We start from the raw sequence: 26,315 nt of genomic DNA on the forward strand, positions 1-26,315 counted from the left end.
CAAATGCATGGTGGCACCAAAGGCGTTGCAACACGTTGATTCAAGTCAACCGGTGTGTTGCCGCGCAGCATTCGTCGGTTTGACGAGAGCCGGTCCGCATCGGACGACGAATTGTCCGGATCGGAGAGCAAATTGTCCGGATCGCGCATCCACCCAAGGAGGTCGACATGCCCACGACACACGATAAGGACCACGTCTACAAGATCCTCGAACTGGTCGGATCATCGGACAAGAGCATCGAGGCGGCGATCGAGAACGCCGTCAGCCGCGCGTCGAAGACGATCCGGGAAATGAAATGGTTTGAGGTGGTGCAGACCCGGGGCCATATCGAAAACGGCAAGGTCGGCCACTACCAGGTGGCGCTGCGGGTTGGCTTCACGTTGGAATAGGGCGCACGGTCGCGAGAATGCGGACGTGTGACTCCGGGGCCGTGCAACATAGTCGATGTCGTCCCTGCGAAAGCAGGGACCATAACCACCGACAGACATTGTTGTGCGATGGTGGAATGACGAGTCCCGGTCACGACGTCCGCCGCGGAGTATGGGTCTCCCTGCTTTCGCAGGGACGACGACGGATGGTGTGTGGTCCCCCCTTACCGCCGCGACAGCGGCGCGGGCGGCGGCGGGGCGGTCGAGCCGGAGGCGAGCGAGCGCTGCAGCATCACGGTGTCGGACCAGCGGCCGTAGCGATAGGCGACACCGGGCAGATGGCCGACGCGGGCGAAACCGAACCGCTCGTGCAGCGCCAGCGACGCGGCATTGTCGCTGTCGATGTAGCCGATCATCTGGCGAAAGCCGGCCGCGGCGCAGGCGTCGACCAGTTCCTGCAACAGCCGGCCGCCGACGCCCTTGCCGGTGAAGCGGTGGTGAATATAGATCGAATGCTTCACCGTGTAGCGATAGGCCGGGCGCTTGCGGAACTGGACCACATAGGCGTAGCCGACCACCTCGCCGTCGCACAGCGCGACCAGATGCGGCAGGCGGGTGTTGCGCAGATTCTTGCGGCGGTCGCGCAGGTCATCGGGCTCCGGCGTGCCGGAATCGTCGACGCTCTCCTCGATGCCGTGGCGGATGTGATGGCGGTAGATCGACAGCATCGCATCGACGTCGCTGTCGCGCGAGGGACGGACGGTGATCTTTTGATCATTCTCCATTGTGTTGCGTCCGCTGGCCTATTCGGACACGACATAGGTGTAGAAGCGGACGCGGCCCGCGTCGTCGATCTCCTTGTAGATGCCCTGGACCTCGACCTCGAAGCCCGGGAATGCATTGAAACTCGCCTCGAACATCTTGAGGTAGTCGATCATCGGCTTGCTGCGTTCCGACAGCCGCTCGCCGGGCACGATGGTGGCGATGCCGGGCGGGTAGACCACGAACGGCGTCGCGGCGATGCGACCGAAGATCTGGTCGATCGGCAGATAGTCGACGTCGTTGCGGATCAGATATTGCGCCGCCTGGCGCGGCGACATCGCGATCTCGGGGAGATGTTCGGGCAGGAACTGCTTGGCCTGCAGCGTGCTGACACCGCCGTCGCGGAAGAAGCGGTGCATGTCGCCGCAGAGGTCGCGCAGCCGCACGCCGGCGTAGCGTTGCGGGCGGCGGCGGAAGAATTCGGGGATGACGTCCTCGACCAGCGCGTTGTCGTCGTGCAGCTTCTTGAAGGCGACGAGCCCGGAGATCAGCGTGCCGGCCTTGCTGGCCTCGACGCCGGGCGTCAGCAGGAAGAGCAGGGAGTTGAGGTCGTTCTTCTCGGCGACGATCTGGTTCTCGCGCAGATATTGCGCCACGACCGGGGCGGGGATGCCGTGGTCGGCATAGGCGCCGGTGGCATGATCGAAGCCCGGCGTCAGCAAGGTGAGCTTGTTCGGGTCGGTCATGGCAAAGCCCGCGGTCAGCTCCGGGAAGCCGTGCCAGGTTTCGCCCGGGCTGAGCTGCCAGTAGGACGGATTGGTCGCGAGCTGATCGGTCGAGATCGTCTCCCAGGCGACATTGTGCACGCCGTTCTTGCGCGCGACGTCGGGGATCATCACGCGGTCCGGCACGAACGACTCGAAGAACCAGCGTCGCTCGGCGCGCGTCTCCTTCTCCTCGAACTCGCGCTTCACCGCGCGGATCTTCTTGCGCAGCTCGATGCCGAGCCGGATCGTGTCGTCCCATAGCACTTCGCCGGAGCGGCCCTTCATCATCTGCGCGCCGACGTCGAGCGAGGCGAAGATCGGATAGAACGGCGAGGTCGAGGCGTGCTGCATGAAGCTTTCGTTGAAGCGGCGGTGCTCGACCCGGCGCTTCTGGCCCTTGATGTGGCGGTCGCGGATGTGGATCTGCGAGGCCTGCGAGAAGCTCGCGAGCTGCTTGTGGGTCGATTGGGTGGCGATGATGCCAGGCGCCTCGGGGCTGAGGTTGGAAAGCCCCATCGCGAAGCGGCCGGAATAGATCGGGTGGAACTTCATGAAGCCGGCCCAGGCCTCGTCGAACAGGATGTAGTCGCAGAGATGGCCGATCCGCTTGAGGATCATCTCGGCGGAGTGGATGGTGCCGTCATAGGTGCACTGCTCGACCACGGCGACGCGGAACGGACGCTCCTTCTTCCAGGCGCTCTCGTCCTTGACCAGCGGGTGCTTGCGGATCTGGTCGCGCAAGCTCCCCTCGTCGAGCAGGTCCCAGCGCATCGGGCCGATCAGGCCCCAGGCGTTGCGCACCGTCGGCACATAAACCGGGATGCCGCCGCCGATCAGGAGCGCGCCGTGATGCGCGGCCTTATGGTTGTTGCGGTCGAACAGCACGAGATCGCCGTCGGTGACCAGCGAGCCGAGCGCGACCTTGTTGGAGGTCGAGGTGCCGTTGAGCACGAAATAGGTCTTCTCGGCGCCGAAGATCTTGGCGGCTTCCTTTTGCGCCCGCAGCGCCGGCCCCTCATGGGTGAGAAGGTCGCCGAGATCGAGCACGGAATTGTCGAGGTCGTCGCGGAACACCGCCTCGCCGAGATGCTCGACGAACACCCGGCCGATCGGGCTGCGGCTGTAGAACACGCCGCCATTGTGGCCCGGGCAGGTCCAGAGCTGGTTGCCTTCCTCGGCGTAGTCGACCAGCGCCCCGAAGAACGGGGTCTTCAGGTTCTCGGCATATTGCTTGAGCCTCGAAATCAGGTTCTTGGCGATAAAGGGCGGGGTTTCCTCGGACAGGAACACGTAGCCGTCGATGAAATCGAGCACCTCGACCGGCAGGTCCTCGAACCGCTTGCGACGGATCAGCAGGAGGATCGGGAAGTCGAGGCCGCGCCGGCGCATCAGGTTGATCAGCGCCGCGGTCTTGCCCTCGAGACCCTTCTTGCCCCAGTCGACCACCATGCAGCCGATCGCCGCATCGGTCTGCACCGCGATCTCGGCATCTTCCAGCTTGCGGGCGCGGACCACCTCGAAGCCGGAGCGCTCGATCTCGGCGATGATCTGGTTGAAGCGGATGCCTTCGAGGTCGTCGGCCTCGAAAACCGGCGCCGCGAACAGGAAGTTGAAGCGTTTGAAATAGTCCATGCATGTCCCCGAAACTGGTCCGCTGAACCTGTCTGCACAATTCATGACAAAGAGATGACAATCCCGCTGCGACGCCAGGTGCCATGGCCAAATCCGCGTCGCTGCGCTGAACTCCCGATATTGCCAGCTTTCGCAAAAGGAAGGCGCTATGCCCCAGCCTGCCAACCCCGCTGTTGCCGACCATTTGGCCGCGCTCGAGCGCGTTGCCCCGCTGATTGCCGAGCAACGGGCGGATTTCGACCGCGAGCGCCGGCTTCCCGACGCCGTGGTCCGCGCCCTGGCCGAGGCCGGAATGTTTCGGCTGTACCTGCCTAAGGCGCTGGGCGGGCCGGAATTCTCGCCGCTCGACTTCATGACGATCGTAGAGGCGGCCGCCGCGCTCGACGGTTCGGTCGGCTGGCTAGTCGGCAATGGCGGCGGCATGAGCCGGGCCGGCGGCTATCTGCCGGAGGAGGTGGTGCGGGGCTGGTTCGCCGATCCGCACGCCTTCATCGCGAGCGCCACCGGGGCGATCGGGACGGCGGTCGAGGTCGAGGGCGGGTATCGCGTCAGCGGACGCTGGCCGTTCGGCAGCGGCGCGCCCCACGCCACCAGGTTCATGGGACTCGCCAGCGTGAAGGGGCCCGACGGCAAGGATGGCCCGCCGATGTGCTGCTACGTCGATCGCGCCGACGTCCGCCTCCACGACACCTGGTTCGTGTCCGGACTGCGCGCCACCGGAAGCTGCGACTTCGAGATGCAGGACTGCTTCGTGCCTGACAGCCACACCCATCCGCTGGTCGACTTCAAGCCGACCCAGCCGGGCATCCCGTACCGGCTGCCGGGTCTGGCGGCGTTTTCGTGGACGGTCTCGGTCGTGCCGCTCGGGATCGCGCGCGGCGCGCTCGACGCCTTGATCGCGCTCGCGGGCAAGAAGCCGCGGCTGGGTGGCGTCGGCCAGCTGCGCGACGGCGAGCTGGTTCAGGCGATGGTCGGCCGAGCCGAAACGGCGCTGCGGTCGGCGCGGGCGCTGCTGGTCGAGGACATGACGGAGCTGGTGGCAGCGAGCGAGGCCGGAGGCGAGCGCCTGATCGAAGCAAGGCTGCTGCACCGGATCGCGTGCGCCAATGCCGGCGAAAGCGCCGCGCGAATCGTCGAGATGATCGCGGCGGCCGCCGGCACGGCCGCGATCTTCGAGACCGGCACGCTGGAACGTTCGATCCGCGACGTCCAGGCGGCGATCAAGCATGTCGCGATGACGCCGAACAGCTATACGCTGACCGGGCGCATGAAGCTCGGCCTGCCGCTCGGCACGACGCGGTTTTGAGCAAGGCCGCCGGCGGTGCAGGTTTCTGAGCGGTCAGGAGGCGACCGGCACCAGGCCGTAGCGCAGCATTGTCTCTTTCATCCTGGCTGGATCGGGGGCACCCCCCGCCATCAGTGCCGCCATGTCCTTGAAATATTGTGGCCCGAGCGCGCCGGGGCTGAGGAGGCAGAGGCAGGTCGCCGGACCGTTCGAACGGTTGGTGAAGCCGTGCACGACACCGCGCTTGATGAACACCGACTCGCCGGGCCCGATGTCGATCTCCTTGCCGTCGACCCGCCAGGTCGAGACGCCCGAAAGCCCGTAGATCGTCTCGTCCCAGCTCTCGTGATAGTGCGGAATCGGCATCCGGGAATTCGGTTGCAGCGTCATCTCGAACAGATCGACGCTGCCGCCGGTGGTCTCCTTGCTCTGCAGGAATTTGAGCTGCAACGTACCGAAATCAATCAGGTCGGGCATGACGGACTCGCGAACGGTTCGGGTGCCCACGATAGCGGACGGGGCCGAAGGACGCCAACGGCCCGTGCAGTCCGGACGAGTCAATGCGTGTAGTCCGGATGAGCGAAGCGATATCCGGGATATTTCTTTCCGCATATCGCGGCGCCCGTCATCTGGCGCGCGTGTCGCGCGCGCCGCTGGCTCATCGCTATTTCTGCTCCAGGTGCCAGGCGCCGTCCCAATCCGCCGCAGGCGGATTTTGCCTGAACGCTGCGACGCGCGCCTTCAAGGCGATCGACGGTCCGTCGCCCGGCGCCGCAGCCAGCGCGGCCGCGAAAGCTTGCTCGGCGTCGTCCCAGCGGCGGTCACGATAGGCGGCGAGACCATCGGCGTAGCGCTGCCGCAACTCGGTCTGCGCCGGCGTCAGTTGATCCTTCTTGCCGAGGATCTCGAACACGGCGACCGGCTGGGTCTGGCCGACGGCGACCAGGCGGTCGACCTCGCGCAGCTCGATGGTCGCGGCGCAGGCGCTCGCGGTGGCCTCCGAGATCAGGCTGCGGCTGCCGTAGAACTTGTTGGCGCCTTCCAGCCGCGAGGCGAGGTTCACGGTGTCGCCGAGCACGGTGTAGCTCATCATGAATTCCGAGCCGATGCTGCCGACCAGCGCTTCGCCAGTGGCGATCCCGATCCGGATATCGCAGTCGGCCGGGATTGCGCGCACGCCGAGCAGCTCGGGCAGATCCTTGCGCAGCTGGTTGACCTGGCCGATCATGTCGATGGCGGCAAGCGCGGCCAGATGGGTCTGCTCGGCTTCCTCGACGAAGGGGGCGCCCCAATAGGCCATGATGGCGTCGCCGATATATTTGTCGATGATGCCGCGATGCGCGTGGACCGGCGCGGACATCGTCGACAGATACAGGTTCATGATCTTGACGAGGCCGCGCGGCGTCACGCCTTCGCTCAGGCTGGTGAAGCCTTTCATGTCGCAGAACATCACCGTCATGATGCGGCGCTGGCCTTCGGTGGCGGCGATCGCCGGCTGCTCGAGCAGGCCCTCGGCGATCCGCGGGTTGATGTAGCGGCCGAAGGTCTCGCGGATGCGCTGGTTGTGACGCAGCGTCTCGATCATGCGGTTGAAGGCGGCGGAGAGCTGGCCGATCTCGTCCTGGGTCGTGATCGCGATGGTGCCGTCGAGGCGGCCCGCCTCGACCTCGCGGGTGCCCTCCAGCAGCCGCATCACCGGGCGCGTGATGCCGCTGCCGACCAGCATCGCGAACACGAAGCCGAGGATCGCGGCAATCGCGGTCACGACACCGGAGATGATGATCGCCCGCTGCTGGGCACTCATCACCTTCGCGGCGGCCGAAGCGACCTGCGCCAGCATGTCGGTACGAATGCCTTCGATCCTGTTGTTGAAGTCGTCGCGCAGCACGTCGGCGCGGAGCGTGGTCGCTCTCGCGGCTGCAAAGTCCTGGGCGTCGAGCTGGTCGAGGAGCGTCTTGTTCTCGGCGTTCAGGCGCATCAGGAGGTCGTTGACGGCATTGTCGATGCGGTCATCGAGGCGCCCGAGCGCATAATTGTCGGAGGGGGTCGAGGGATCGGCGATGATCGCATCGATCAACGCGCGTGCGGCGTCGGCCTCGCGCTTGATCTGGGGCTCGATCTCGTCGAAGGCCTTGCGTGCCGCGTCGTAGCCGCTGGCTTCCCCCGGCGCCTGCATCTTCGCCATCATCATCCGGCGCATCGCCAGGGACCGCTCCAGCGAGCGGATGTTGACGCGGGCGAGATGGCCATAGGCGGGGATGTAGCGGTTGGTGAGCTCATCCAGGAGATGGCCGACCTGGCCCGCCATCACCATCGACAGCAGCGAGGTGATCACCGCGAGGACGATGAGTCCCGCGGCGATGCCGACGATCTTCTGCCTGATCGAATTGCGAAACATGCCCAGCCCGGCCGCAGCTACAATAAGCGGATCACCCCCGCCATGGCGGCGAAACAGCTAATAGAGTTCCGCGGCCCGCGGTGCAAGCGACCGGCGCGGCCGGTCTCGCCGCCGGACGAGGGCAGGCGTCAGCGCAGCCCTTCGTAGACCATGAGGCCGCGCGCGATGGCCAGCTTGCGCAGGGTCCGCGGCACCAGCCGCTCCTGGGGATGCAGGTAGCGCCACGAGGTCAGGACGAGGTCGTGCAGCCGTGTGACGTCATCCTCGAACGGGGCGAGCAGGCCGGTCAGGCTCGCCGGCATATGGACGCGAGCGGTAAAGGGCAGCAGCAGCAATTCAAGGTGCGCCTTGGAGCCGGTTTCGGTCGTGGCGGTGACACCGGCGATGGCCGGCAGGGTCTCTTCGACGACACAGGTGATGATGTCTTCGATCTCGCCGCGGCTCGCATCGGCGAACAGGGCGGAAAAGCTGCGGTTCTTGAGGTCGCAGCCGAGCAGGGCGGAGGTGCGGGTGCCGGCGACGCGGAACGGAAAGCGGGTCTCGCCGTCATAGGACAGCACGAAGATGTCGGACAGCAACTCGCGCACCGCGGACGGTTCGAATTCACTCCGGTCGGGTGCACGCGCAGCGCCGCGCTTCGCATTCCAATAGGCGAAGAATTCGCGGCTGGAGCTGTGTTTCATCCAAAAACCTTGCCCGGCAACTGGCTCGGCGGGACACATCTGTCCCGGTCTTGCTCAGGCGCCTTCCCTTCTCTGTTGTGCAGGGAGGGCTGTGCAGCGTCCATGCCGTGGCCGCGGTTTGGGCGGCTTATCGGCAGCTTTGTGTTGTTAAGGTAAATTTAACTATGTCCTTGGCGGCCGCGGAACCTGCGCGTAGGGTCCGCGCGTTCCCGTTCGCCGGCTGCCCCAAGCGCCGGCGTGGTTGGTACACAGGTGGCGTCAAACAGTTTGGTCACCGTGCGGGGAGGGGTGGGGATGCTCTCCCGATCCCTCTGGGGCACGAGAAGACCAGCCGATCAGGGAGGGCGTTCTCAGCGCCCTCCCTTGTTTGTCTTTATTGACGTGTTTCCGGTTTTTTAAGCTCCGCCCCCTGTTCGGTCCTTGGCCCGGTCAATACAGCGGCGCGCGTCAGCCGCAGCGCGGGCGTAGGAGCACGGTCAGCGACCGGGAGGGCCGGACGGGCCGCCGGGCCGGAAAACGCTACCGGACAGCCGCGCTGCGTGTCGGGACGGGCGCTCGGAGCGGAGGCCGAGGGCCGCTTCCGGGCCGCTTCCGGGTCGATCCGACGGGTTCGCGCCGGGACGTTTGGACTATCGATCCCCGATTCTATGGCGCACTGCATTTCCAGTTCGGGACAGCCGTCTCCTTTTGATCCACCGCAACGCGTCCCTCATCTCGTCGCGAGAGGATTTCGCTATGACCCCCGACGACGAACCGCCGCCCCCGCCGAAACCAAAGCCTGCACCCAGGCCGAAGCGCAGGGCGCGGCAGATGGATGAGGCGCGGGCTAACATCGAGGAATACGCCAACAACTTGCGGCAGTTGCTCAAGAAGCTCGGGCAGCGGTAGTTGCATTGAGGGTAGCGCGGCTTGCGAAAAGCCGGGCAGCAAGTGAAGGCCGCCGGGTGCAAGCTCCGGGAAACCCCTTACGCACACCACCCGAATTTTAAGTACGGGCTCCTTCGGGCTAGATGATGCTCGATGAGGTCAGGATGCTCGGGCCATGATGAGCAAAGAGTATCCAATAACAATGTTCGACGACAATGACCAAGCTTGAATTGATGAAGGTCAAAGACGCTGCCAAGGAACTGCCAGACCATTTTACTATGGGCTGGCAGACGATAGCGAGCGCACCGTTCGACCGTGATCTCGAAGTCGCGGTCTTCGACGCTGGAGAAACCCACGCGGTTGTCTTTCCGTGCCGCCGTGTGCTTCGGGGTTGGGTAAGCGCGGAGACGGCGGCCCCCGTGGCCATTCATCCAACCCATTGGCGCGAATGGCAGGCCTCCAACTCAGCGCTCTTTGTTGTGCTCGGTCCGGGCATTGCGGAAGGCGGCGACCTTTAGCTCCTCCTCCGCCAGTAGACGTTCGATGGCGGCGCGCCTCTCCGCGTCCGTTTCCGTCTCAAGGAGCGTCTTGAAGTGCGCAATGTTGGCGTTCGCGATCTCTTCAGGCATCCGGATAGGCGTCCAATCACCGACCAAGTTGATCCGACCCCGATCCCACAAGGGACATACGGCCGTGCTGCAATGCGGCACGAGAGTATCGCGATCATCTGCCCCCTTCAAGCCGTGGCCGATCAGCGGTACAAGCGATCCATCGAGTAGGAATCTTGCTCAATGCAAATCTGTCATGCAGCGATTTTCGCCGTCGCGTTTGAACTGACCGGATCGGCGGCCCTTGCTGCAGATGCAAACCACGGGGCGGATCTGGCAAAACGATGGTGCGCCACCTGTCACGTGGTGAGCGACGACCAGAAACAGGCGGTCGCCGATGTGCCGCCATTTGCTGCAGTTGCGCGTAACCCAGATTTTAGTCCCGAGAAGCTGGCGTTTTTCCTGCTCGACCCGCATCCAAAGATGCCAAATTTTCCGCTGAACCGAGCCGAAGCAGCGGATATCGCCGCTTACATCGCGTCGCTGCGCAAATAGCGCAGAGGCGAGGTTATAAGCATCCCCGCAAGCACAAATGGCCCCTCAATTACTCAGTAAACGGATGTTATGCCCGCGCCGGTTGTGGCCCAATATTGCTCCAGTGAACGTGCGGGGGATGAGCTATGGCGGACTTCATCTTCACGGCGAACATCGCCCACTTCAAAGACCTTCTGGGGACCGAAACGGACGCGGTGAAGATCGCAATGCTGCGCAGGCTATCGGAGCGCGCGCACGTAACCGATCATCTCTTCGGTATCATCAGCGTCTTTGAAGAGTGTCCTCAGCAGCCGCCACAATTCGCGGTGCCCGGCTGTTTGGCCACCTTGCTTGAGATAATCCGCGATATCCATCGCGGCAGTTTGGATCTCGATCGTACCGCTGACTCGTGCGTCCAAATGCGCCACCTCCCGCTCGACATACAAGCTTTTGGTGTCCGTATCGAAGACCAGTGCGCAACGATCCGCATGGGTGACCTCAGGGCCTCTAACTTGACGGTACAACTCGCGTCGTAGGAGGGCCATGTTCAACTCCTGACGATGACGGTTTCCGACAGCAGAATCCGAAGCTTCAGCTTCATGAGGCCGCCGCCTTCTCTCTCGCCTTCTTGATATGGAAGTCGGCCAGCTTGGCTTCTTCCTCCGCCAACAGCTTGTGGAGCATGGCGATCTTCCTAGCGTCGGTCGCCGTCGCCAGTAGCTCTTTGTAGTGAGCGATGTTCGCCTGAAAAATGAAATTCAACATGGCTCGACTTCCTTTGGTTGAGCCAAGGTTGGTTATGCTGCGCCTCGGAAACGCAAATAGCGAGTCAAATGTCGGCTACTGGACAAATGCAAACGAAGGCCACTGCAAAAATCGAAGGCCACTGCAAAAATCGAATTGGGGCGCCCCTGGGGTCAAAATAGTCCAACATCGTCCGCGCATCGATTTCATCTATAGGACAGCAATGCTTGCTTGATTAGCATCGTCGCCAATCACACGTCACAAGCCATCGGGGCTCGTTGGCCCGACACATTGGTAATGCAATAGCGTCTCATTTGAGCGCGGCACCCACGGCAAGGCAGTCTCTGGCTACGTTCGAGCGAGACTCGGCGCGGTAAACTGCGATGCAAACGCAACGCAACGGTAAGAGCCGTCGAGGGAAACCTTGGCGGCTTTTGCGTGGGGCCAGATTGGACTAGCGAGCAGGGTTTATCGGAGGGCGTGCGACAGCTGATCAAGAAGCTCCAGCAGCGGTGCTGGCATTGAGGGCAGCGCGGCTCTGGAACGGCTTCGGTTTGAACGTTGGTCTGGAATTCTTTTTGGCCATGCCCCTAGGCCGCCCGCCAGTGATCAGGCGTCTTCTTATCATTCAAGTGCCTGACACGAGCGACAAGAGGGGCATGACCCTGACCCTTCGCCCAATCGATTGCTTCACGCTGCGTTTTGAAAGTGGCGAGTGCGTGGTCCGCATGGTCTTCCACGACATATTCGTTGATATGGGTCCCCTCGGAGCGGCCCTTGGGGTGTGCCTCAATGTAAACGTTCGGCATGATCTTCTCTCTTTCTGTCGATGAAAGGAAAACTACGCTTCACAAAACCCGTCGGCGGTCAACCGCGCGCTATAACTTCGTTAGGTCGCAGTGGAAGCAGCGGTTAGCTGTGAGAGCGACAGAGCTGACGCTGGGGTATTGGGCTGAGGGGCTGATTCTTTGTTTGGCTTGGAAACTTTGAAAGGGCCGTAAATGTGAAACGCATTGCCCATGTTCAGAAATCCGTCAGAGAAGCGGATATGCTGTACTGATGGCAGAGCCTCACATTGATCCAAATCAACGGAATTAGATCGAGGTCCAGAAATTAGCGACTGAAGGCAAGGCAATGGCATGTATCGGACCTCGTTGTAGTGCACTCTTACCAAGGCGACATCCCTGCGGTCGGATGGCGTGTCCGCCTTACTTCTCGAAAGCGGACATGCAGTATTTGCGAGTATGCGCCCGAGCCACTTGCTCCTCGTCCCGGCTGGCGGTGGTTACTTGTTTCGCGGCACTCGCCGTCTTGCCGCGCCGGAGCATCATCATGGATGACCCAGCCATGAGGGACACCCTGCGAGCGCGACTGAGTGAAGCAGCTTTGCTTGCCGCGAATTGAAACACTGCCGGGACGGAATTGCCGTCACGCGCCTGGACTATCACGATAACTTTGCCCTTCCCGTTCTGGTTCCTGACCAAGCGGCGATCACGGCGATGCTCTTTTTGATTGGCGAGCTTCACGTAGGACCACCATCGACCTCGGCAACCCTCGTGGCCTTGCATCGAAAACAACATTCGCGGCCGCGTGATAGGCACTCCAGCACCACGGCCAAGGATCGGCACCATCAGGGGCAGGTCAGCAGCCCGAACCATATCCGAGAAACGGTTAGTGGATGAAGCCGGACCATCCACGCTGCAGTTGCCAATCGCGGGTATCGCTCACGTTTCAGAACTAACCTCGCTGAGGATTTCATCCCCAATATCCTTCGTCAGCCGATCGGGAATGCCCGGCGGCTGTTTGATCTCTGGCGGAATTGGCGAGACATATTTGTAGTCACCTCGGCGGCGCACCAGATCGGCCTTCGCCGCTTTGCGCAAGTCGGCGTTGGTCATCAGATCGTGTCCAATGCCTGCCATGATTTTCGCCGACGCGATGGATGCCTTGTCACCGATAGACATCCCGCCACATGCCGTCACACCCCATGTGTGCAAGGCAACGCCGAGCGGAACCGGCAGCTTCATTTCTTTCTGAACAGTTTTCGCAAACGTCTGCTCTGCTTCTGTCCACTCAATCGGCGTCGCCTGCATGTGCCGATGTGTCAGCGCAATCAATGTATCATTCGGAAGTATCTGGTGAACGCCGGTGAACACTTGGAATTCCGCTTTTGTCTGGGTCATCTGGGCCGCACCTTCGGCGATGCCCTTCGCCCACTCAGTTAGCTTCACTACGCTTTGGCGATTCTTGTCCCGGATCGTGAGGAGCATTTGCGCAAAATCCGGCACGATGTTCGGTGAGACGCCCGCTTCTTCGTAAACGTAGTGCATGCGAACGGTCGGCTCCACATGCTCGCGCATAAACTGTATGCCAATCCCGAATAGTTCCGCTGCCTTCAGTGCGCTACGCCCCTGCCACGGCTCCACGCCAGCATGCGCAGTCCTGCCAAAAAACTTGATGCGAATGCCATCATTGGCAGCGGTAGAGACGGAGCCTGTGACTGCAACTGGCGCTGGATGCCAGGACAAAGCGGCGTCGACATCGTCAAAAAGTCCATCTCGCGCAAAATAGGCTTTTACGGCTCCACCCTCCTCGGCGGCACAGCCAAAGACCAAGATGGTGCCAGGCGATTTGTCCTGCTCCATCATTTTCTTCAGCGCTATAGCGGCCCCCGTGCACCCAGCGCCCAGCATATTGTGTCCGCAGCCATGTCCGACCTCAAAGCCGGTCGGCCCTGGGGTCTTGCGCGGCTCAGCTGCGTTGCCGAGGCCAGGGAGGGCATCATACTCAGGCAGGAAGCCGATCTTGGGACCGCCCGATCCCTGGCTCCATTCCGCGAGAAAGGCGGTTGGAATATTTGACGTTCCGGTGATCACCTTGAAGCCAGCCGCCTTCAACTCTCGCACGTGAATCGCCGACGATTTGTCCTCGACGAAGAGACCCTCGGCGTTCATCCAAACCTCGCGGGAAATGCGCAGAATGACGTCGCGCGTGCTCTCCACTGCTGTCGCAGCAATAGCTGCAGAAGGAGGAGGCGCGGCGACTGCGGTTGGTACGGGTGCCGCCTGCGCCAGGACTGATCCCACCGACCCGATGCTGCTTACGCCGACACCGACTGCGCTAGTCGCGAGGAACGTTCTGCGATCGAAGCCGGCCTTGTTGTTTGCAGCCATTTGCGCCTCCAGTAAGCATGTTTGCCTCTGAGGCATGCCTTACAGGCTATACAGTTACCATCAAGGATGATTGATCCATCTCAAGAAGCGCTGTCGCGGCTCCCGATATTATTGGTTGTGTCTGCCTTTGGCCCTCTTCGGGCTTTCGTCCCACGGTCCAGCGGACTTCGACGGGAGCCCGCGCGGGTACTGTCCGTAAAAATGAAGGAAATTCAGAACTAATCTCGAGAAGCTCCGCTGCGATGCTGGGGAGTGCGCCATGATCCGCGATCTCACCGCCGACATTCCGAAGCGAGAGCTTTTCTCCAGACTGGCCGGGCATTTGAATTTGCTGGGGTCGATCGTTGAGCGTGAGATCGCGACGGGGGATACACCACCCGTCAGTGCACCGTAAGGCCGATGTTCCACTCTCTCCAATGGGTTGGATGAACCAGCACGGGTCGATTTGAATCGGCCTTGACCCATCCGCCGAGAACTCGGCAACAGGGAAATATCAGCGCGTGGAGGCCGTCCGAGTCCACTACGGCCAATTCCAAAACGCGGTTAAAGGGCGCAGTTTCAATATTGTGCCAAATCATGAAGGGTAAACTAGGCCATCGGTGACGACAGAACTTGACCACGATCAAAAATCTCAAGCCGGACCAACAGTGCGGCTACCGACCGACGTTCTGTGTCCCTAATTTCTCTCTTCGAAGCGTCGGCTAGCGTAAGAGAGGCACTAATTCCTTCTCGCAAGTGGCAGCCATGCTTCTGCAGCATTCTGGAGTGCCTTCCTGCAAGGGCCGATATTCCGCTCGGGCCTGCGCCAGCTTCCCGGCCGCCTTTTTTCCCGGCATTCGACTGCGGTACACGGACGCGGCGAGGTTTGTCTGATCAAAACAGAACTTATTCGGCTAGTCTGGAAGACTGTTCGAAGTCAGAATCTGGCCCATATCTGAAGGTCTGTATGACCATCGCGAACGCCGGCTCTTCTAGGGTGAAGCGGAAGTCCCTTGTCGATTCGCAGATCGGCCGCTTTTGACCCGCCCGGGACATTGCACTCTACGGAACTTAGGCTTTAGGCTTGGGCGTCAAGCGTCCGAGTGAGGTTGAGCGTATGGGCGGAGAGGCAGTCAGCGACTTCTTGGCGGGGGGCGGCGAGATGGGCGCTTTGACGAGAGGGTTCGACTGGTCAAAAACGTCGCTCGGCTCGCCTGAAACATGGCCGCAAAGTCTTCGGGTTACTGTCCGGCTCGTCCTTACCTCGCGCCATCCGATGTTCATTTGGTGGGGACCGGAGCTCGTCCAGTTCTATAACGATGCATATCGCGAAACGATGGGGCCCGAAAGGCACCCGAGCGCTTTGGGAGCGCGGGGACGCGATTGTTGGGCCGAGATATGGGACATTATTGGTCCCCAGATCGAGTACGTCACGGCTGGTAAGGGTGCGACCTGGCATGAGGATCAACTGGTGCCGGTAACGCGTCACGGTCGTCGCGAGGATGTTTGGTGGACGTATAGCTTTGGTCCAATCGATTTCGAAGGTAAAGTGGGCGGCGTGCTTGTCGTCTGCAGAGATGTCACCTCCGAGCACATGGCGAGAGAGGCGCTGAACCTCATCAATGAAGAGTTAAAGCACCGCGTCAAGAACACTCTAGCTGTACTTGGTGCTGTGGCCACTCAGACATTCCGCGATGTATCTAGCAAAGCCGATCTCGAAAAGTATCAAGGACGCCTTGCAGCGTTCGGACGAGCGCACGACTTACTTACCGCAGCAAATTGGGCTGCTGCGCCCCTTCAAGATGTAATCAGCACTGCCCTGAGCCCATATAGAACAGACGAAGGTCGGTTTACGGTTTCGGGTCCTCCACTTCTTGTCAAATCGCGACAGGCTCTCGCTCTGTCCTTGGCAATCCACGAGCTTGCGACCAATGCTTTGAAGTACGGCGCTTTGAGTGTGACGGGCGGCCGCGTGTCGATTACATGGACACCCGAAGATCAAGCCGGTGAGCCAAACTTCGTTTTCGTCTGGCAGGAGTTTGGGGGACCACCTGTGTCGGAGCCAGCCAGTGTAGGCTTTGGTTCGCGCCTCATTTCTAGGGTATTAAAAGACGATTTCAGAGGCTCCGTTGAAGTGTCTTATGGATCAACCGGACTGATTTGCTGCCTGACGGCCCCCCTCGAAAATCTAGGAACTTCCCAGAATAGTGGGTGAGAGACTCTTTCTCCGAGCCAAGGTGTGGCCAAACGTTCCGGTTCTGGCCCTTGGGGACATTCACTTAGGCGTTGTCGATGTCTACAGGGTAACGGGGACCTCGCTGTATCCCGACGATGCAGTAAATCAAAGGTGCAGTCGCGGAGGAAAGGGTCTTCCTTTATCCCACCGGCTGACGGCGTTCGACTTGCTAACGCACGCACTCGATCGTCGTGTTACACGCGCCAGAGCACCGTCATGGATGCTACGAGCCATGAGGGACACGCGCCCCGGCAACAGGGAGACGGGGAGATGATCAGCCTCGCCCTTTCGATACCGAGCGTTGAAAGGATAAGGCCGCCTTCGCGACGCCAAACCAACATAAACGTCGCGAATTAGAATTTCTTCTACCGCTACAGGAAGCAAAAAGCTTCGCGGGCGAGTTTTTCGGGCCAAGCTTCTAAAACCCCCCGCGTCAACTGATGCGCCTTGCGCAGGTCAACATGGTCGAAGGCGGTCGCGGGACGTTCACCGGCCTTGCGGGTCGCCTGCGCCTCGGCGTCGAAGAGCTTCGCGAATTCGGCCTCGGTGACACCGCCCAGCGGCTTGGTCACGCCCACATACTGCGTTCCGTTTCGCCCGCTCGCGAGGATGTAAACAAAGAATTGCGCGTTCATCTTGCACCAAATGGATGCGGAAGGCGTCTTAAGTCTCGCAAGTTCAGGGAACGTTGCCAAATTTCGATGGGTGCCGGCTCTGCGTCGCAGCAGTGCGTGCTGCGCCTCGTCCGGGACACGAGAGATGTCCGATTTCGGGATTGTGCACTTGCACAGCGGTATGAAAGCCGCCTATCTGGGATGCATAGCCGCGTGCGAGGTCGCCGATCCCTTGGACTCCCATCCCGAATCCCCGCTCGTGCCGCCGCCGGAGGCGCCGCGCGAGCCGATCCTGACCTTGCCGCCGGCGCTCACCGCCTACATCCTCCTGATCGCGGTGATCCATCTGCGGGTGCTGCTGCCGCCGGAGATGGAAAACTGGACCATCGACGTCTTCGGCTTCATCCCGAAGCGGTACGATTCGACGCTGCTCGACATCACCTTCCCGGGTGGAGACGGCGCCAAGGTCTGGACCTTCGTCACCTATTCGCTGCTGCACGCGAACCTCACCCATATCGGCTTCAATGTGCTGTGGCTGCTGCCGTTCGGCAGCGCGCTGGCGCGGCGCTTCGGCGCGGTGCGGTTTTTTGTCTTCATGGCGGTGACGGCGGCCGCCGGCGCGCTCGCGCATCTGTTGACCCATGAGCACGCCATTGCGCCGATGATCGGCGCGTCGGCCTCGGTGTCGGGGACGATGGCGGCGGCAATCCGCTTCGCCTTTGTGAAGGGCAGCTTCCTGTCGTTCAGCCGCGGCGATGCCGATGCGGCCGCCAAGGTGCCCGCGCTGTCGCTGTGGCGGGCGCTGCGCAACGGGCGGGTGCTCGCGTTCCTGGCGATCTGGTTCGGCGTCAATATCCTGTTCGGCGCGACCTCGCTGTCGCTCGGTGGCGAGGAGGCGAGCGTCGCCTGGCAGGCGCATATCGGCGGCTTCCTCGCCGGGCTGTTGCTGTTCTCGCTGTTCGATCCGATTCCGCGCGCGCGAGACGATGCTGCGGATGCGTCGTCGATGGACCAGTCCGGCCGGGTCTGATCGCCGCTTGCGGCTCGGTTCGAATTCCTCCATCATCTTTGCGACACAGAACAAAGCGGGCCGACACATCGAGCCCAGCTACCGACCGCGCCCCGGAACCGAAATCGGCGCGGAACTGTTGATTGAAGACTCTGGCGAACAGGCTCGACCCCGCTGAAGCGGGCGCGAGCGGATTCAGGGAGGCGGCAATGACGGTACGTTCCATTCTCGATGCAAAGGGCCATCAGGTCATGAGCGTCGCGCCCGGCGCGAAGCTCTCGGCCGCGGTCAAACTGCTCGGCGAGCGCAAGATCGGCGCCGTACTGGTGATGGAGCAGGGCCGGATGGAAGGCATCCTGTCGGAGCGCGACATCGTGCGCGTGCTCTCAGAGCGCGGCGCGGGCGTGCTGGACGAGCCGGTGAGCGCGGTGATGACCAAGAAGGTCGTGAGTTGCCGCCAATCCGATACCGTCAGCGGCCTCATGGAGATGATGACCACCGGCAAGTTCCGCCACCTCCCTGTCGTCGAGGACGGCAAGGTGGTCGGGCTGATCTCGATCGGCGACGTCGTCAAGCGCCGTGTGCAGGAATATGAGCACGAGCAGGAAGCGCTGCGCGACTACATCAAGACCGCCTGAGCAAAACGGCCTAAGTGCTACTTCCCGGTGGCGCCCGCGCCGTTGGACGGCGGCACCAGGATATCGATCGCTTCCTCGATCGCGCTGATAGAGCGTTCGGCTGCGCGGATGCCGTGTGCGATCAGGTCGTCGGCGCGGTGGAAGTCGAACCAGCCGATCTGACCGACGCGCGGCGAGATCAGCATGTCGGGCGGGTCGCCGGCGAGGCGCGCACGGGTGATGCGGTCCTGCATGATATTGAAGGCGTCGACCATGACGCTCGAGATCCCGGGCCGGCTGGCGCTGCCGAAAAACTCTCGCTTCACGGTCCGTTCGGCGGAGAAGAAGCGGCCGAACCGCCGCTTCGGCGGCTCCGGCTCGATCTCTGCCTCGGCAGTCACCGCGACCGTCACCTCGGGCGCGGCGGACGGCCCGTGATTGTAGATCGTGGTCGAGTGCGCGAACACGTCGCTGGAGAGGTTCGCCGCAATGACGATCTCGGCGCCGAGGGCGCGGGCGGCCGAAACCGGCACCGGATTGACCAGCGCGCCGTCGACCAGCCAACGGTCGCCGATCAGCACCGGCGCGAAGATGCCGGGCAGGGCGTAGGAGGCGCGCATCGCGTCGACCACGCGGCCCTGGGTCAGCCAGATCTCGTGCCCGGTGCGGACTTCGGTTGCGACGCTGGCGAACTTGACCGCGAGGTCCTCGATCATGACCTGGCCCAGCGCCGCCTCGATCTCGGCGGCGAGCTTGGCGCCGCCGATCAGGCCGGAGCCGTTGAGGCGGATGTCGAGGTAGCCGAGCACGCTGCGCGGCTGCAGGCTGCGGGCCCACTGCTCCAGCTTGTCGATATGGCCGGCCGCATAGGCACCGCCGACCACGGAGCCGATCGAGGTGCCGACCACGACGTTGGGGACGATGCCATGGGCGAGCAGGGTCTTGATGATGCCGATATGGGCAAAGCCGCGCGCGGCGCCGCCGCCGAGCGCAAGCCCAATCACCGGCCGGCGAACCGTTCCAAGTCCTACCTTGTCGGGGCCGTCGGAGCTCTTTTGGCCTCGGCCCATCCAGCTATCCAACACGGCAAATCTCCTGCCAGCGCGAGACTAGGCCGCGCGGCATCGCTGCGCCAGCGTCGTCCGGTTTCATGGTTATTCCCCACAGGCATGATTCATGCCCCGGGTGGACCGCGGTAGGCAGGGAATGTGACTTGACCGCGACGATAGGACTAACATCGGCTTGATCGAGCGGTTCCAAACCGGGGACGGTGCCCCCGGGACTGTGACAAAGCATTGGACGAAGGCTTGAATTTGCCGCGTTTTCGTTGAAAAGCATGATGATGACTTCGAGGGGCAACGGCATCGGCGGATGCGGGCGGGGCATGCGGCTCCTTCCGCTATTGACGCTTGCGGCATTTTTGCTCGCCTTGATCCCGACTTCCGTGTCGGCGCAGTTCTTCAGCGACCGGCCACCGCCAATCCCGCCCGCCTCGGTTCCGGACGTACCGTCCGGCCCGGCGCTCAATTTGGCGCCGCCGTCCGGGCCCGGTTCAGGGCCCGTTCTGCCCGGTCCGCTGACCCAGCCGACCATCGTCCAGCCGTCGACCGCGACCGTGCCTCCGGTGATGCCGCCGGCCGGCTCGCCGACCGCCGGGCAGGCGGTGCTGTCGCTGACGGCGCGATACGGCAAGGACCTGCCGGTCATCAATGCCGGGCTGGTGTGGCGGGTGTTCGCCGACAAGCCGGATGACAACGGCACCTACAAGCTGATCCGCGAGGAGCGCGGGGCGACGCCCAATGTCGTGCTGCCGCCCGGCAACTATGTCGTCCATGTCGCGCTCGGCCTCGTCAGCGCGGTACGCGCCGTCAGTCTGAAGTCGGAGACCGACCGCGAGTCCTTCGTGCTGCCGGCCGGGGGCCTGCGGATCGAAGGCCGGGTCGGCTCCAGCAAGATCCCGGCCAACCAGATTTCGTTCGCGATCTACAAGGGCAGCCAGTTCGACGGCTCGGACCGTGGCCCGCTGGTGCCCAACGTGTCCGCCGGCGACGTCGCGCTGCTGCCGGAGGGCACCTATTACATCGTCTCCAACTATGGTGACGCCAACTCGGTGGTGCGCTCCGACATTCGCGTCGCGGCGGGCAAGCTCACCGACGTCACCGTCACGCATCGCGCGGCCGTCATCACCCTCAAGCTGGTCAGCGAGAAGGGCGGTGAAGCACTCGCCAACACCGCATGGTCGGTGATCACGCCGGGCGGCGACGTGATCAAGGAATCGATCGGCGCGTTCCCGCGCGTCGTGCTCTCCGAAGGCGAGTATCGTGCGATCGCCAAGAACGAGGGCAAGGTGTTCGAGCGTCCCTTCAACGTCGTCAACGGCGTCGATGGCGAAGTCGAGGTCGTGGCGCGCTGACGCCCGATCGAATTGCATTTCATGCAACTGTCATAGTATCTAACGTGAACTAACCATCGCGCCAATTTGAGCTGTCATAATCGCTGACGGCGACGCACGGGCTCGCTATTTTTACATGGCGTTAAGCCGCGGCATGACTTGGATGCCACGGGGACTAAAGCGCGCTGAGTTCACGTTGTGTCGTCATCGCGCCTTGGCTTTTGGTTGAGCATGATCTTTTCGGAAGGCTGTTTCGCACTTTCCGGATCATGCTCCGGCGTTGCGTGAACGGGGCGTGCCATGATCATGGCCAACAAGAAATCAGCAAAGACTTCGGCCAAGTTCAATTCCGAGATGTTCGCCGACGTTCCGGTTCTGCAACGCAAGTGGCAGGCGGCAGTCCGTCCCGGTGAAAATCTGCCGCATTATGAAGACGTGATGCTCGGCAGTCTTGGCCGGCTCGCGGATCACATCGTGCTGTTGCGGAACGTCGACGGCGAGCTCAGCGTCTCGCACACCGGCCGCTATGTCCAGACCTGGCTGAACGACGAGCGCTGGGACCTTCCACTCAGCGCGCTGCCGCCGGACTGCGCGACGGCATTGACCGAAGCCGCCGCGAATGCGCGCGAGAACTGCCGGCCCTATCTCGCGTCGGCGCATTGCGTGCGCGACGGTCTGGTGCGGACCTTCGACGTGCTGGCGCTGCCGACGCGGTCGCGTTGGGGCGGCATCCTGGTCGGCGTCTATGTCAACGAGCGCAATGCGCAGTACAATCTTCTCGATACGATTTTCTCGGCCACCGACGAAGGCGTGCTGTCGCTCGCCGCGATCCGCGACGCGCGGGGCGAGGCGGCCGACTTCCAGATCGTGCATCTCAACCAGGGCGCCGCAAGGCTCCTGATGCAGCCCGCGACCGAATTGCTGTGGCGCCGGCTCAGCGCCGGCGGCAATCCGCTCGCAGCGCCGGCGGTGATGAACCGCCTGCGCGGGTTCGTCGGGAGCGGATTCGTCGGCAACGGTCCTGGCGGCCAGTTCGAGATCGACAGCGGCGATCGCTGCCTGCGGCTCGGCGTCACGGCGTTCGGAGACATGCTGTCGCTGACCGTGTCCGATGTCACCGCGCTGAAGCAGCGCGAGCTGTCGTTCCGCCTGCTGTTCGAGAACAACCCGATGCCGATGTGGGTATTCGACGCCGGCACGATGGAGTTCCTCAGCGTCAATGACGCTGCCGTTCAGCACTATGGGTACAGCCGGGAGAGATTTCTCGGCATGACGCTGCGCCAGATCTGGCCGGAGGATGAGTGGGCCATGCACAGCGCCGCCTTGCGCGAGGTCGGCGACGTCTATCAATCTAGCCGCGACTGGCGGCACATCAAGGCGGACGGCGCCGAGATCCATGTGCTGACCTTCGGACGCAGGGTGGCGTTCGAGGGCCGCGACGGCTATCTGGTCGCGGTGGTCGACATCACCGAACGCCGTGCCGCCGAAGCGCGGATCGCGCACATGGCGCACCATGACGGTCTGACCAACCTGCCGAACCGAGACTTCTACCAGGAGCGCCTGCGCGAGGCGCTGGAGCGCAGCCGGTCCGGCAATCGGCGCGTCGCGGTGATGTGCATCGATCTCGATCTGTTCAAGAACGTCAACGACTCCTTCGGGCATCCGATGGGCGACCGGCTGCTCAAGCTGGTGGCGGAGCGGCTGCGCGAGGTGGTTCGCGACGACAACGTGGCGGCCCGTCTTGGTGGTGACGAGTTCGCGATCGTGCTAGCCGCGGATGTCTCGCCGAACGAAGCGAGCGCTTTCGCCGAGCGGCTGATCGATGCCCTGAGCGCGCCCTACAAGATCGACGGGCTCGAAGTCGTGGTCGGCGCCAGCGTCGGGATCGCGCTGTCGCCGGGCGACGGCACGACGTCGGAGGACCTGATGCGCAATGCCGACATGGCATTGTATCGCGCCAAGTCCGAGGGCGGCGGCGTGCATCATTTCTTCGAGCCGGAGATGGATCAGCAGGCGCAGAAGCGCCGCGACATGGAGCGCGATCTGCGCGCGGCCTTCAGCAACGGCGAATTCGAGCTGCACTACCAGCCGCTGGTCGACATCGCCGCCGACCGCATCAGTGGCTTCGAGTCGCTGCTGCGGTGGCAGCACCCGCAGAAGGGCATGATCTCGCCCGCGGAGTTCATCCCGGTTGCGGAAGACATCGGCCTGATCGTCGCGCTCGGCGAATGGGTGCTGCGCGAAGCCTGCGCCGAGGCGATGAAGTGGCCCGCCGACGTGAAGGTCGCGGTCAATCTTTCGCCGGTGCAGTTCCGCAGCCGCAATCTGGTCCAGGCCGTGATTTCGGCACTGGCGCATTCCGGCCTGTCGGCGCGGCGGCTCGAGCTGGAGATCACGGAGTCGGTGTTTCTGGCGGAGACCGAGGCCAATCTCGCCATCCTGCATCAGCTGCGCGAGCTCGGCGTCAGCATCTCGATGGACGATTTCGGCACCGGCTATTCCAGCCTGAGCTATTTGCGCAGCTTCCCGTTCGACAAGATCAAGATCGACCGCTCCTTCGTGAAGGACCTGGCGCGGCGCTCCGATTGCCTCGCGATCGTGCGCGCGATCTCCGGCCTCGGCCGCAGCCTCAAGATCACCACGACCGCGGAAGGGGTCGAGACAACCGACCAGCTCGACTGGCTGCGCGCCGAAGGCTGCAACGAGGTGCAGGGCTTCCTGTTCAGCGCGGCGCGGCCCGGGCACGAGATTGCGGCCCTGCTGCGCGGCTTTGCGGAGCGCGCGTCGAAGGCGGCTTAGGCGCGTTCGAGGCGTCAAGCCGGTTACGGCTACGGCTTTCGTGGCCCGGGTGAGCAACGCGACACCCGGGACGAGGGACCCGCATATCGCGTCATCGGGCGCGCGTTCGCGCGACCCGTTGGCTCATGCGGGCTACAAGGCTGAGCCCCGTCTAAAATCGCGTCACGATATCCGACAGCGCCGGGCGCGGGCGATCCTCGCTCGGCTTGGTCGGCGTGCCGATGTGAATCAGGCCGGCGAGCTTCTCGTCCGGCTTCAGGCCGAGACCGTCGAGCACATCGCGGTCGAAGGCGAACCAGCCGGTCAGCCAGCAGGCGCCGTAGCCGAGCGCGGTCGCGGCGGTGACGATGTTCATCGCGCTCGCACCGGCCGACAATTCCTGCTCCCATGGCGGCACCTTCGGGTGCGGTTTGGTGAAGGAGACCACGCCGATCACCAGCGGCGCATCGGTCAGGCGCTTCTTCTCGACCTCGATGTCGGTGGCGGGCGCACCGGGATTCTTGCGGGCAAACACCTTCGCGATCACGTCGCCGGCGCGCGCGCGGGCCTCACCCTCGAACACGATGAAGCGCCAGGGCGCCAGCTTGCCGTGGTCGGGCACGCGCGCACCGATGGTCAAAATGGTCTCGAGCTCGGCCGCGGACGGGCCCGGGCCGGTCATCTCGCGCGGTTTCATCGAGCGGCGTGTCTTCAGGAGTTCAATGGCATCGGGCACGGAAATGTCCTTCAAGTGGAGTCGTGCCCCCAAGATGGGGGCACGACCAAGCCGACGAAAGGCAGTTTAGACCGATTGTGAAGATCAGGCGACCGATCGCGCCCGTTTCACGTCCGGCGGCGTCGCTTCATCCACCAGCGCGGCGATCGCCTCATCGGTCGGCATCACGGTCTGCCGCTCGCTGCCGAGGCGGCGGACCGAGACCGAATGCGTCTCGGCTTCCTTCTTGCCGACGACGAGCAGGGCCGGGATCTTGGCCAGCGAGTGCTCGCGGACCTTGTAGTTGATCTTCTCGTTGCGCAGGTCGATCTCGACGCGCAGGCCGGCGCGGCGCGCCGCTGCCGCAACCACCTTGGCGTACTCGTCGCCCTCGGAGGTGATGGTCGTGACCACGAGCTGGGTCGGCGCCAGCCAGAGCGGGAAGTTGCCGGCATAGTGCTCGATCAGGATGCCGATGAAGCGTTCCATCGAACCGCAGATCGCGCGGTGCACCATCACGGGCGCCTTCTTCGAGCCGTCGTGATCGATGTAGAACGCGCCGAAGCGTTCCGGCAGGTTGAAGTCGACCTGGGTCGTGCCGCACTGCCAGTCGCGGCCGATGGCGTCGCGCAGCACATATTCGAACTTCGGCCCGTAGAACGCGCCTTCGCCCGGATTGATCTCGGTCCGGATCCGGTTGCTGCCCTTGGCCTTGATCTCCGACAGCACGGTCGCCATCACGCGCTCGGCATGATCCCACATCTCGTCGGTGCCGACCCGCTTCTCGGGCCGCGTCGAGAGCTTGACCGTGAGCTCGCCGTCGAAGCCGAAATCGGCGTAGGTCGACAGGATCAGCTCGTTGATCTTGAGACACTCATCGGCGAGCTGCTGTTCGGTGCAGAACACGTGGGCGTCGTCCTGGGTGAAGCCGCGCACCCGCATCAGGCCGTGCATCGCGCCCGATGGCTCGTAGCGATGCACGACGCCGAACTCGGCGAGCCGCAACGGCAGGTCGCGGTAGCTCTTCAGTCCGTGCTTGAAGATCTGCACGTGGCCCGGGCAGTTCATCGGCTTCAGCGCGAACCAGCGCTTGTCCTCGGCCTCGTCGCCGGCGGACTGCGCCGCGAACATGTTCTCGCGGTACCAGTCCCAGTGGCCCGAGGTCTCCCACAGCACCTTGTCGAGGATCTGCGGCGCATTGACCTCGCTGTAGTCGCCGAGCAGCCGGCGCCGCATATAGGCGATCAGCTGCTGGAAGATGGTCCAGCCCTTCGGGTGCCAGAACACCACGCCGGGGCCTTCTTCCTGGAAGTGGAACAGGTCGAGCTCGCGGCCGAGCTTGCGGTGGTCGCGCTTCTCGGCTTCCTCGATCTGCTTGAGGTAGGCGTCGAGATCTTCCTGCTTGGCGAACGCCGTGCCGTAGATGCGGGTCAGCATCGGATTGTTGGAATCGCCGCGCCAATAGGCGCCGGCCACCTTCATCAACTTGAAGGCGTTGCCGATCTTGCCGGTCGAGGTCATGTGCGGGCCGCGGCAGAGATCGAACCAGTCGCCCTGGAAATAGATCTTGATCGGCTCGTTGCCGGGAATCGCGTCGACCAGCTCGACCTTGAAGGCCTCGCCCTTGTCGCGGAATACCTGCTTGGTCTTCTCGCGATCCCAGACTTCCTTGGTGAACGGCTTGTCGCGCGCGACGATCTCGCGCATCCGCTTCTCGATGGCGGCGAAATCTTCCGGGGTGAACGGCTCGTTGCGGAAGAAGTCGTAGTAGAAGCCGTTCTCGATCACCGGGCCGATCGTGACCTGGGTGCCGGGCCACAGCGACTGCACGGCCTCGGCGAGCACATGCGCGGCATCGTGCCGGATCAGTTCCAGCGCGCGGGGGTCTTCACGGCTGATCAATTCAATCCTGGCGTCGGCTTCGATCGGATCGTTGAGATCGGCGAGCGTGCCGTCGAGCGCCATCGCTACGGTGCGCTTGGCGAGCGAGGGCGAAATGCCTTTGGCGATGTCGAGGCCGGTCGTCCCTCTCGGGAAATCGCGCCTCGCTCCATCAGGGAAGGTGAGGGCGATCTTGTTCACGGGCTCTGCGGGTTTGAGGTTAGAGAGGCTGTACTGGAATCCGGACTCGGATTTGGGCGTTTCTGCCATCGATGTCTCCTGTAGCTCACTCCTGCGAACGAGCGCAGGTAAGCGGAAAGCAGCGGTATAGCA

Annotated in this window: 25 protein-coding genes; 12 read left to right on the plus strand and 13 right to left on the minus strand. The window is 63.1% G+C overall.

The features are described from left to right. Positions 1 to 167: 167 nt before the first annotated feature. The gene (locus HAP47_RS16530; protein WP_173637329.1) at positions 168 to 389 is read left to right on the plus strand and encodes a dodecin; all 222 of its coding nucleotides are present in this window, start codon (positions 168 to 170) and stop codon (positions 387 to 389) included. A gap of 203 nt (positions 390 to 592) precedes the next feature. Here the strand turns inward: HAP47_RS16530 and HAP47_RS16535 are convergent, their stop codons facing one another. Then, complete coding sequence (locus HAP47_RS16535) at positions 593 to 1,153, minus strand: GNAT family N-acetyltransferase (RefSeq protein WP_173637328.1); 561 nt, start codon at positions 1,151 to 1,153, stop codon at positions 593 to 595. A gap of 18 nt (positions 1,154 to 1,171) precedes the next feature. Continuing rightward, on the minus strand, positions 1,172 to 3,529 hold the full coding sequence (locus HAP47_RS16540; protein WP_173637327.1) for an Orn/Lys/Arg decarboxylase N-terminal domain-containing protein: 2,358 nt from the start codon (positions 3,527 to 3,529) through the stop codon (positions 1,172 to 1,174). Between the two features lie 148 nt (positions 3,530 to 3,677). On the opposite strand from HAP47_RS16540, the gene HAP47_RS16545 reads away from it, so the two are divergent. Beyond that, the gene (locus HAP47_RS16545) at positions 3,678 to 4,835 is read left to right on the plus strand and encodes an acyl-CoA dehydrogenase family protein (protein ID WP_173637326.1); all 1,158 of its coding nucleotides are present in this window, start codon (positions 3,678 to 3,680) and stop codon (positions 4,833 to 4,835) included. A 33-nt stretch (positions 4,836 to 4,868) separates the two neighbouring features. On the opposite strand, the gene HAP47_RS16550 is transcribed toward HAP47_RS16545, so the two are convergent. From HAP47_RS16550 to HAP47_RS16560, 3 genes are all read right to left on the minus strand, one after another. Then, on the minus strand, positions 4,869 to 5,291 hold the full coding sequence (locus HAP47_RS16550) for a cupin domain-containing protein (RefSeq protein ID WP_173637325.1): 423 nt from the start codon (positions 5,289 to 5,291) through the stop codon (positions 4,869 to 4,871). Positions 5,292 to 5,478: 187 nt separating this feature from the next. Then, the gene (locus HAP47_RS16555; protein ID WP_173637324.1) at positions 5,479 to 7,212 is read right to left on the minus strand and encodes an adenylate/guanylate cyclase domain-containing protein; all 1,734 of its coding nucleotides are present in this window, start codon (positions 7,210 to 7,212) and stop codon (positions 5,479 to 5,481) included. A 128-nt stretch (positions 7,213 to 7,340) separates the two neighbouring features. Continuing rightward, positions 7,341 to 7,895, minus strand: a complete 555-nt coding sequence (locus HAP47_RS16560; RefSeq protein WP_173637323.1) for a PAS domain-containing protein — start codon at positions 7,893 to 7,895, stop codon at positions 7,341 to 7,343. Positions 7,896 to 8,630: 735 nt separating this feature from the next. Between HAP47_RS16560 and HAP47_RS16565 the strand changes: the two genes are divergently transcribed. The 4 genes from HAP47_RS16565 (at position 8,631) to HAP47_RS16580 (ending at position 10,380) form a co-directional block, all read left to right on the plus strand. After that, positions 8,631 to 8,783, plus strand: a complete 153-nt coding sequence (locus tag HAP47_RS16565; protein WP_173637087.1) for a hypothetical protein — start codon at positions 8,631 to 8,633, stop codon at positions 8,781 to 8,783. Positions 8,784 to 8,977: 194 nt separating this feature from the next. Further along, entirely contained in the window at positions 8,978 to 9,280 is a 303-nt protein-coding gene (locus HAP47_RS16570) for a hypothetical protein (protein ID WP_176396213.1), read from the plus strand. Between the two features lie 273 nt (positions 9,281 to 9,553). Further along, the gene (locus tag HAP47_RS16575; protein WP_173637321.1) at positions 9,554 to 9,865 is read left to right on the plus strand and encodes a c-type cytochrome; all 312 of its coding nucleotides are present in this window, start codon (positions 9,554 to 9,556) and stop codon (positions 9,863 to 9,865) included. Positions 9,866 to 9,990: 125 nt separating this feature from the next. Beyond that, positions 9,991 to 10,380 (plus strand): hypothetical protein, encoded by a 390-nt coding sequence (locus HAP47_RS16580; RefSeq protein WP_173637320.1) that lies wholly within the window; start codon positions 9,991 to 9,993, stop codon positions 10,378 to 10,380. A 61-nt stretch (positions 10,381 to 10,441) separates the two neighbouring features. Here HAP47_RS16580 and HAP47_RS16585 read toward each other — a convergent pair whose 3' ends face one another. From HAP47_RS16585 to HAP47_RS16600, 4 genes are all read right to left on the minus strand, one after another. Continuing rightward, positions 10,442 to 10,609, minus strand: a complete 168-nt coding sequence (locus HAP47_RS16585; RefSeq protein WP_173637319.1) for a hypothetical protein — start codon at positions 10,607 to 10,609, stop codon at positions 10,442 to 10,444. A gap of 569 nt (positions 10,610 to 11,178) precedes the next feature. Then, positions 11,179 to 11,397, minus strand: a complete 219-nt coding sequence (locus tag HAP47_RS16590) for a hypothetical protein (protein ID WP_176396212.1) — start codon at positions 11,395 to 11,397, stop codon at positions 11,179 to 11,181. A gap of 399 nt (positions 11,398 to 11,796) precedes the next feature. Beyond that, positions 11,797 to 12,114 carry a hypothetical protein gene (locus HAP47_RS16595; RefSeq protein WP_173637318.1) on the minus strand — a complete coding sequence of 106 codons (318 nt, stop codon included), beginning with the start codon at positions 12,112 to 12,114 and terminating at the stop codon, positions 11,797 to 11,799. A gap of 198 nt (positions 12,115 to 12,312) precedes the next feature. Beyond that, on the minus strand, positions 12,313 to 13,761 hold the full coding sequence (locus HAP47_RS16600; protein WP_173637317.1) for an amidohydrolase: 1,449 nt from the start codon (positions 13,759 to 13,761) through the stop codon (positions 12,313 to 12,315). Between the two features lie 259 nt (positions 13,762 to 14,020). Here HAP47_RS16600 and HAP47_RS41325 point away from each other — a divergent pair, with 259 nt between their 5' ends. Together HAP47_RS41325 and HAP47_RS16610 are read left to right on the plus strand one after the other, a co-directional pair. Continuing rightward, positions 14,021 to 14,155 (plus strand): hypothetical protein, encoded by a 135-nt coding sequence (locus HAP47_RS41325; protein ID WP_256460304.1) that lies wholly within the window; start codon positions 14,021 to 14,023, stop codon positions 14,153 to 14,155. A 747-nt stretch (positions 14,156 to 14,902) separates the two neighbouring features. Further along, a complete protein-coding gene (locus tag HAP47_RS16610) occupies positions 14,903 to 15,955 on the plus strand; it encodes a sensor histidine kinase (protein WP_231168905.1) in 1,053 nt (350 codons plus the stop codon). A 392-nt stretch (positions 15,956 to 16,347) separates the two neighbouring features. Here the strand turns inward: HAP47_RS16610 and HAP47_RS16615 are convergent, their stop codons facing one another. Further along, entirely contained in the window at positions 16,348 to 16,611 is a 264-nt protein-coding gene (locus HAP47_RS16615) for a hypothetical protein (RefSeq protein WP_176396211.1), read from the minus strand. A gap of 160 nt (positions 16,612 to 16,771) precedes the next feature. Between HAP47_RS16615 and HAP47_RS16620 the strand changes: the two genes are divergently transcribed. Together HAP47_RS16620 and HAP47_RS16625 are read left to right on the plus strand one after the other, a co-directional pair. Then, on the plus strand, positions 16,772 to 17,620 hold the full coding sequence (locus tag HAP47_RS16620) for a rhomboid family intramembrane serine protease (RefSeq protein WP_371821814.1): 849 nt from the start codon (positions 16,772 to 16,774) through the stop codon (positions 17,618 to 17,620). 188 nt (positions 17,621 to 17,808) lie between these two features. Then, complete coding sequence (locus tag HAP47_RS16625) at positions 17,809 to 18,237, plus strand: CBS domain-containing protein (protein WP_097674180.1); 429 nt, start codon at positions 17,809 to 17,811, stop codon at positions 18,235 to 18,237. A gap of 17 nt (positions 18,238 to 18,254) precedes the next feature. Here the strand turns inward: HAP47_RS16625 and HAP47_RS16630 are convergent, their stop codons facing one another. Continuing rightward, a complete protein-coding gene (locus tag HAP47_RS16630) occupies positions 18,255 to 19,286 on the minus strand; it encodes a patatin-like phospholipase family protein (RefSeq protein ID WP_173637315.1) in 1,032 nt (343 codons plus the stop codon). A gap of 272 nt (positions 19,287 to 19,558) precedes the next feature. On the opposite strand from HAP47_RS16630, the gene HAP47_RS16635 reads away from it, so the two are divergent. Together HAP47_RS16635 and HAP47_RS16640 are read left to right on the plus strand one after the other, a co-directional pair. Next, on the plus strand, positions 19,559 to 20,629 hold the full coding sequence (locus HAP47_RS16635) for a hypothetical protein (protein ID WP_173640466.1): 1,071 nt from the start codon (positions 19,559 to 19,561) through the stop codon (positions 20,627 to 20,629). Positions 20,630 to 20,908: 279 nt separating this feature from the next. Then, the gene (locus tag HAP47_RS16640; RefSeq protein WP_173637314.1) at positions 20,909 to 23,407 is read left to right on the plus strand and encodes a putative bifunctional diguanylate cyclase/phosphodiesterase; all 2,499 of its coding nucleotides are present in this window, start codon (positions 20,909 to 20,911) and stop codon (positions 23,405 to 23,407) included. Between the two features lie 151 nt (positions 23,408 to 23,558). On the opposite strand, the gene HAP47_RS16645 is transcribed toward HAP47_RS16640, so the two are convergent. Continuing rightward, positions 23,559 to 24,122, minus strand: coding sequence for a nitroreductase family protein (locus HAP47_RS16645; protein WP_173637313.1), 564 nt, complete (start codon positions 24,120 to 24,122; stop codon positions 23,559 to 23,561). Positions 24,123 to 24,206: 84 nt separating this feature from the next. Continuing rightward, positions 24,207 to 26,252: a threonine--tRNA ligase gene (gene thrS, locus HAP47_RS16650; RefSeq protein WP_173637312.1), complete on the minus strand. Its 2,046-nt coding sequence runs from the start codon at positions 26,250 to 26,252 to the stop codon at positions 24,207 to 24,209. Positions 26,253 to 26,315: the final 63 nt, after the last annotated feature.

The organism is Bradyrhizobium sp. 41S5, from assembly GCF_011516665.3.
Lineage (GTDB): Bacteria > Pseudomonadota > Alphaproteobacteria > Rhizobiales > Xanthobacteraceae > Bradyrhizobium > Bradyrhizobium quebecense.

Bases quoted from the DNA above. Each gene is read 5' to 3' on its own strand.
- HAP47_RS16530 (WP_173637329.1), top strand. From the start codon at position 168: ATGCCCACGACACACGATAAGGACCACGTCTACAAGATCCTCGAACTG.
- HAP47_RS16535 (WP_173637328.1), bottom strand. From the start codon at position 1,153: ATGGAGAATGATCAAAAGATCACCGTCCGTCCCTCGCGCGACAGCGAC.
- HAP47_RS16540 (WP_173637327.1), bottom strand. From the start codon at position 3,529: ATGGACTATTTCAAACGCTTCAACTTCCTGTTCGCGGCGCCGGTTTTC.
- HAP47_RS16545 (WP_173637326.1), top strand. From the start codon at position 3,678: ATGCCCCAGCCTGCCAACCCCGCTGTTGCCGACCATTTGGCCGCGCTC.
- HAP47_RS16550 (WP_173637325.1), bottom strand. From the start codon at position 5,291: ATGCCCGACCTGATTGATTTCGGTACGTTGCAGCTCAAATTCCTGCAG.
- HAP47_RS16555 (WP_173637324.1), bottom strand. From the start codon at position 7,212: ATGTTTCGCAATTCGATCAGGCAGAAGATCGTCGGCATCGCCGCGGGA.
- HAP47_RS16560 (WP_173637323.1), bottom strand. From the start codon at position 7,895: ATGAAACACAGCTCCAGCCGCGAATTCTTCGCCTATTGGAATGCGAAG.
- HAP47_RS16565 (WP_173637087.1), top strand. From the start codon at position 8,631: ATGACCCCCGACGACGAACCGCCGCCCCCGCCGAAACCAAAGCCTGCA.
- HAP47_RS16570 (WP_176396213.1), top strand. From the start codon at position 8,978: ATGACCAAGCTTGAATTGATGAAGGTCAAAGACGCTGCCAAGGAACTG.
- HAP47_RS16575 (WP_173637321.1), top strand. From the start codon at position 9,554: ATGCAAATCTGTCATGCAGCGATTTTCGCCGTCGCGTTTGAACTGACC.
- HAP47_RS16580 (WP_173637320.1), top strand. From the start codon at position 9,991: ATGGCGGACTTCATCTTCACGGCGAACATCGCCCACTTCAAAGACCTT.
- HAP47_RS16585 (WP_173637319.1), bottom strand. From the start codon at position 10,609: ATGTTGAATTTCATTTTTCAGGCGAACATCGCTCACTACAAAGAGCTA.
- HAP47_RS16590 (WP_176396212.1), bottom strand. From the start codon at position 11,397: ATGCCGAACGTTTACATTGAGGCACACCCCAAGGGCCGCTCCGAGGGG.
- HAP47_RS16600 (WP_173637317.1), bottom strand. From the start codon at position 13,761: ATGGCTGCAAACAACAAGGCCGGCTTCGATCGCAGAACGTTCCTCGCG.
- HAP47_RS41325 (WP_256460304.1), top strand. From the start codon at position 14,021: ATGATCCGCGATCTCACCGCCGACATTCCGAAGCGAGAGCTTTTCTCC.
- HAP47_RS16610 (WP_231168905.1), top strand. From the start codon at position 14,903: ATGGGCGCTTTGACGAGAGGGTTCGACTGGTCAAAAACGTCGCTCGGC.
- HAP47_RS16615 (WP_176396211.1), bottom strand. From the start codon at position 16,611: ATGAACGCGCAATTCTTTGTTTACATCCTCGCGAGCGGGCGAAACGGA.
- HAP47_RS16620 (WP_371821814.1), top strand. From the start codon at position 16,772: ATGAAAGCCGCCTATCTGGGATGCATAGCCGCGTGCGAGGTCGCCGAT.
- HAP47_RS16625 (WP_097674180.1), top strand. From the start codon at position 17,809: ATGACGGTACGTTCCATTCTCGATGCAAAGGGCCATCAGGTCATGAGC.
- HAP47_RS16630 (WP_173637315.1), bottom strand. From the start codon at position 19,286: ATGGGCCGAGGCCAAAAGAGCTCCGACGGCCCCGACAAGGTAGGACTT.
- HAP47_RS16635 (WP_173640466.1), top strand. From the start codon at position 19,559: ATGACTTCGAGGGGCAACGGCATCGGCGGATGCGGGCGGGGCATGCGG.
- HAP47_RS16640 (WP_173637314.1), top strand. From the start codon at position 20,909: ATGATCATGGCCAACAAGAAATCAGCAAAGACTTCGGCCAAGTTCAAT.
- thrS (WP_173637312.1), bottom strand. From the start codon at position 26,252: ATGGCAGAAACGCCCAAATCCGAGTCCGGATTCCAGTACAGCCTCTCT.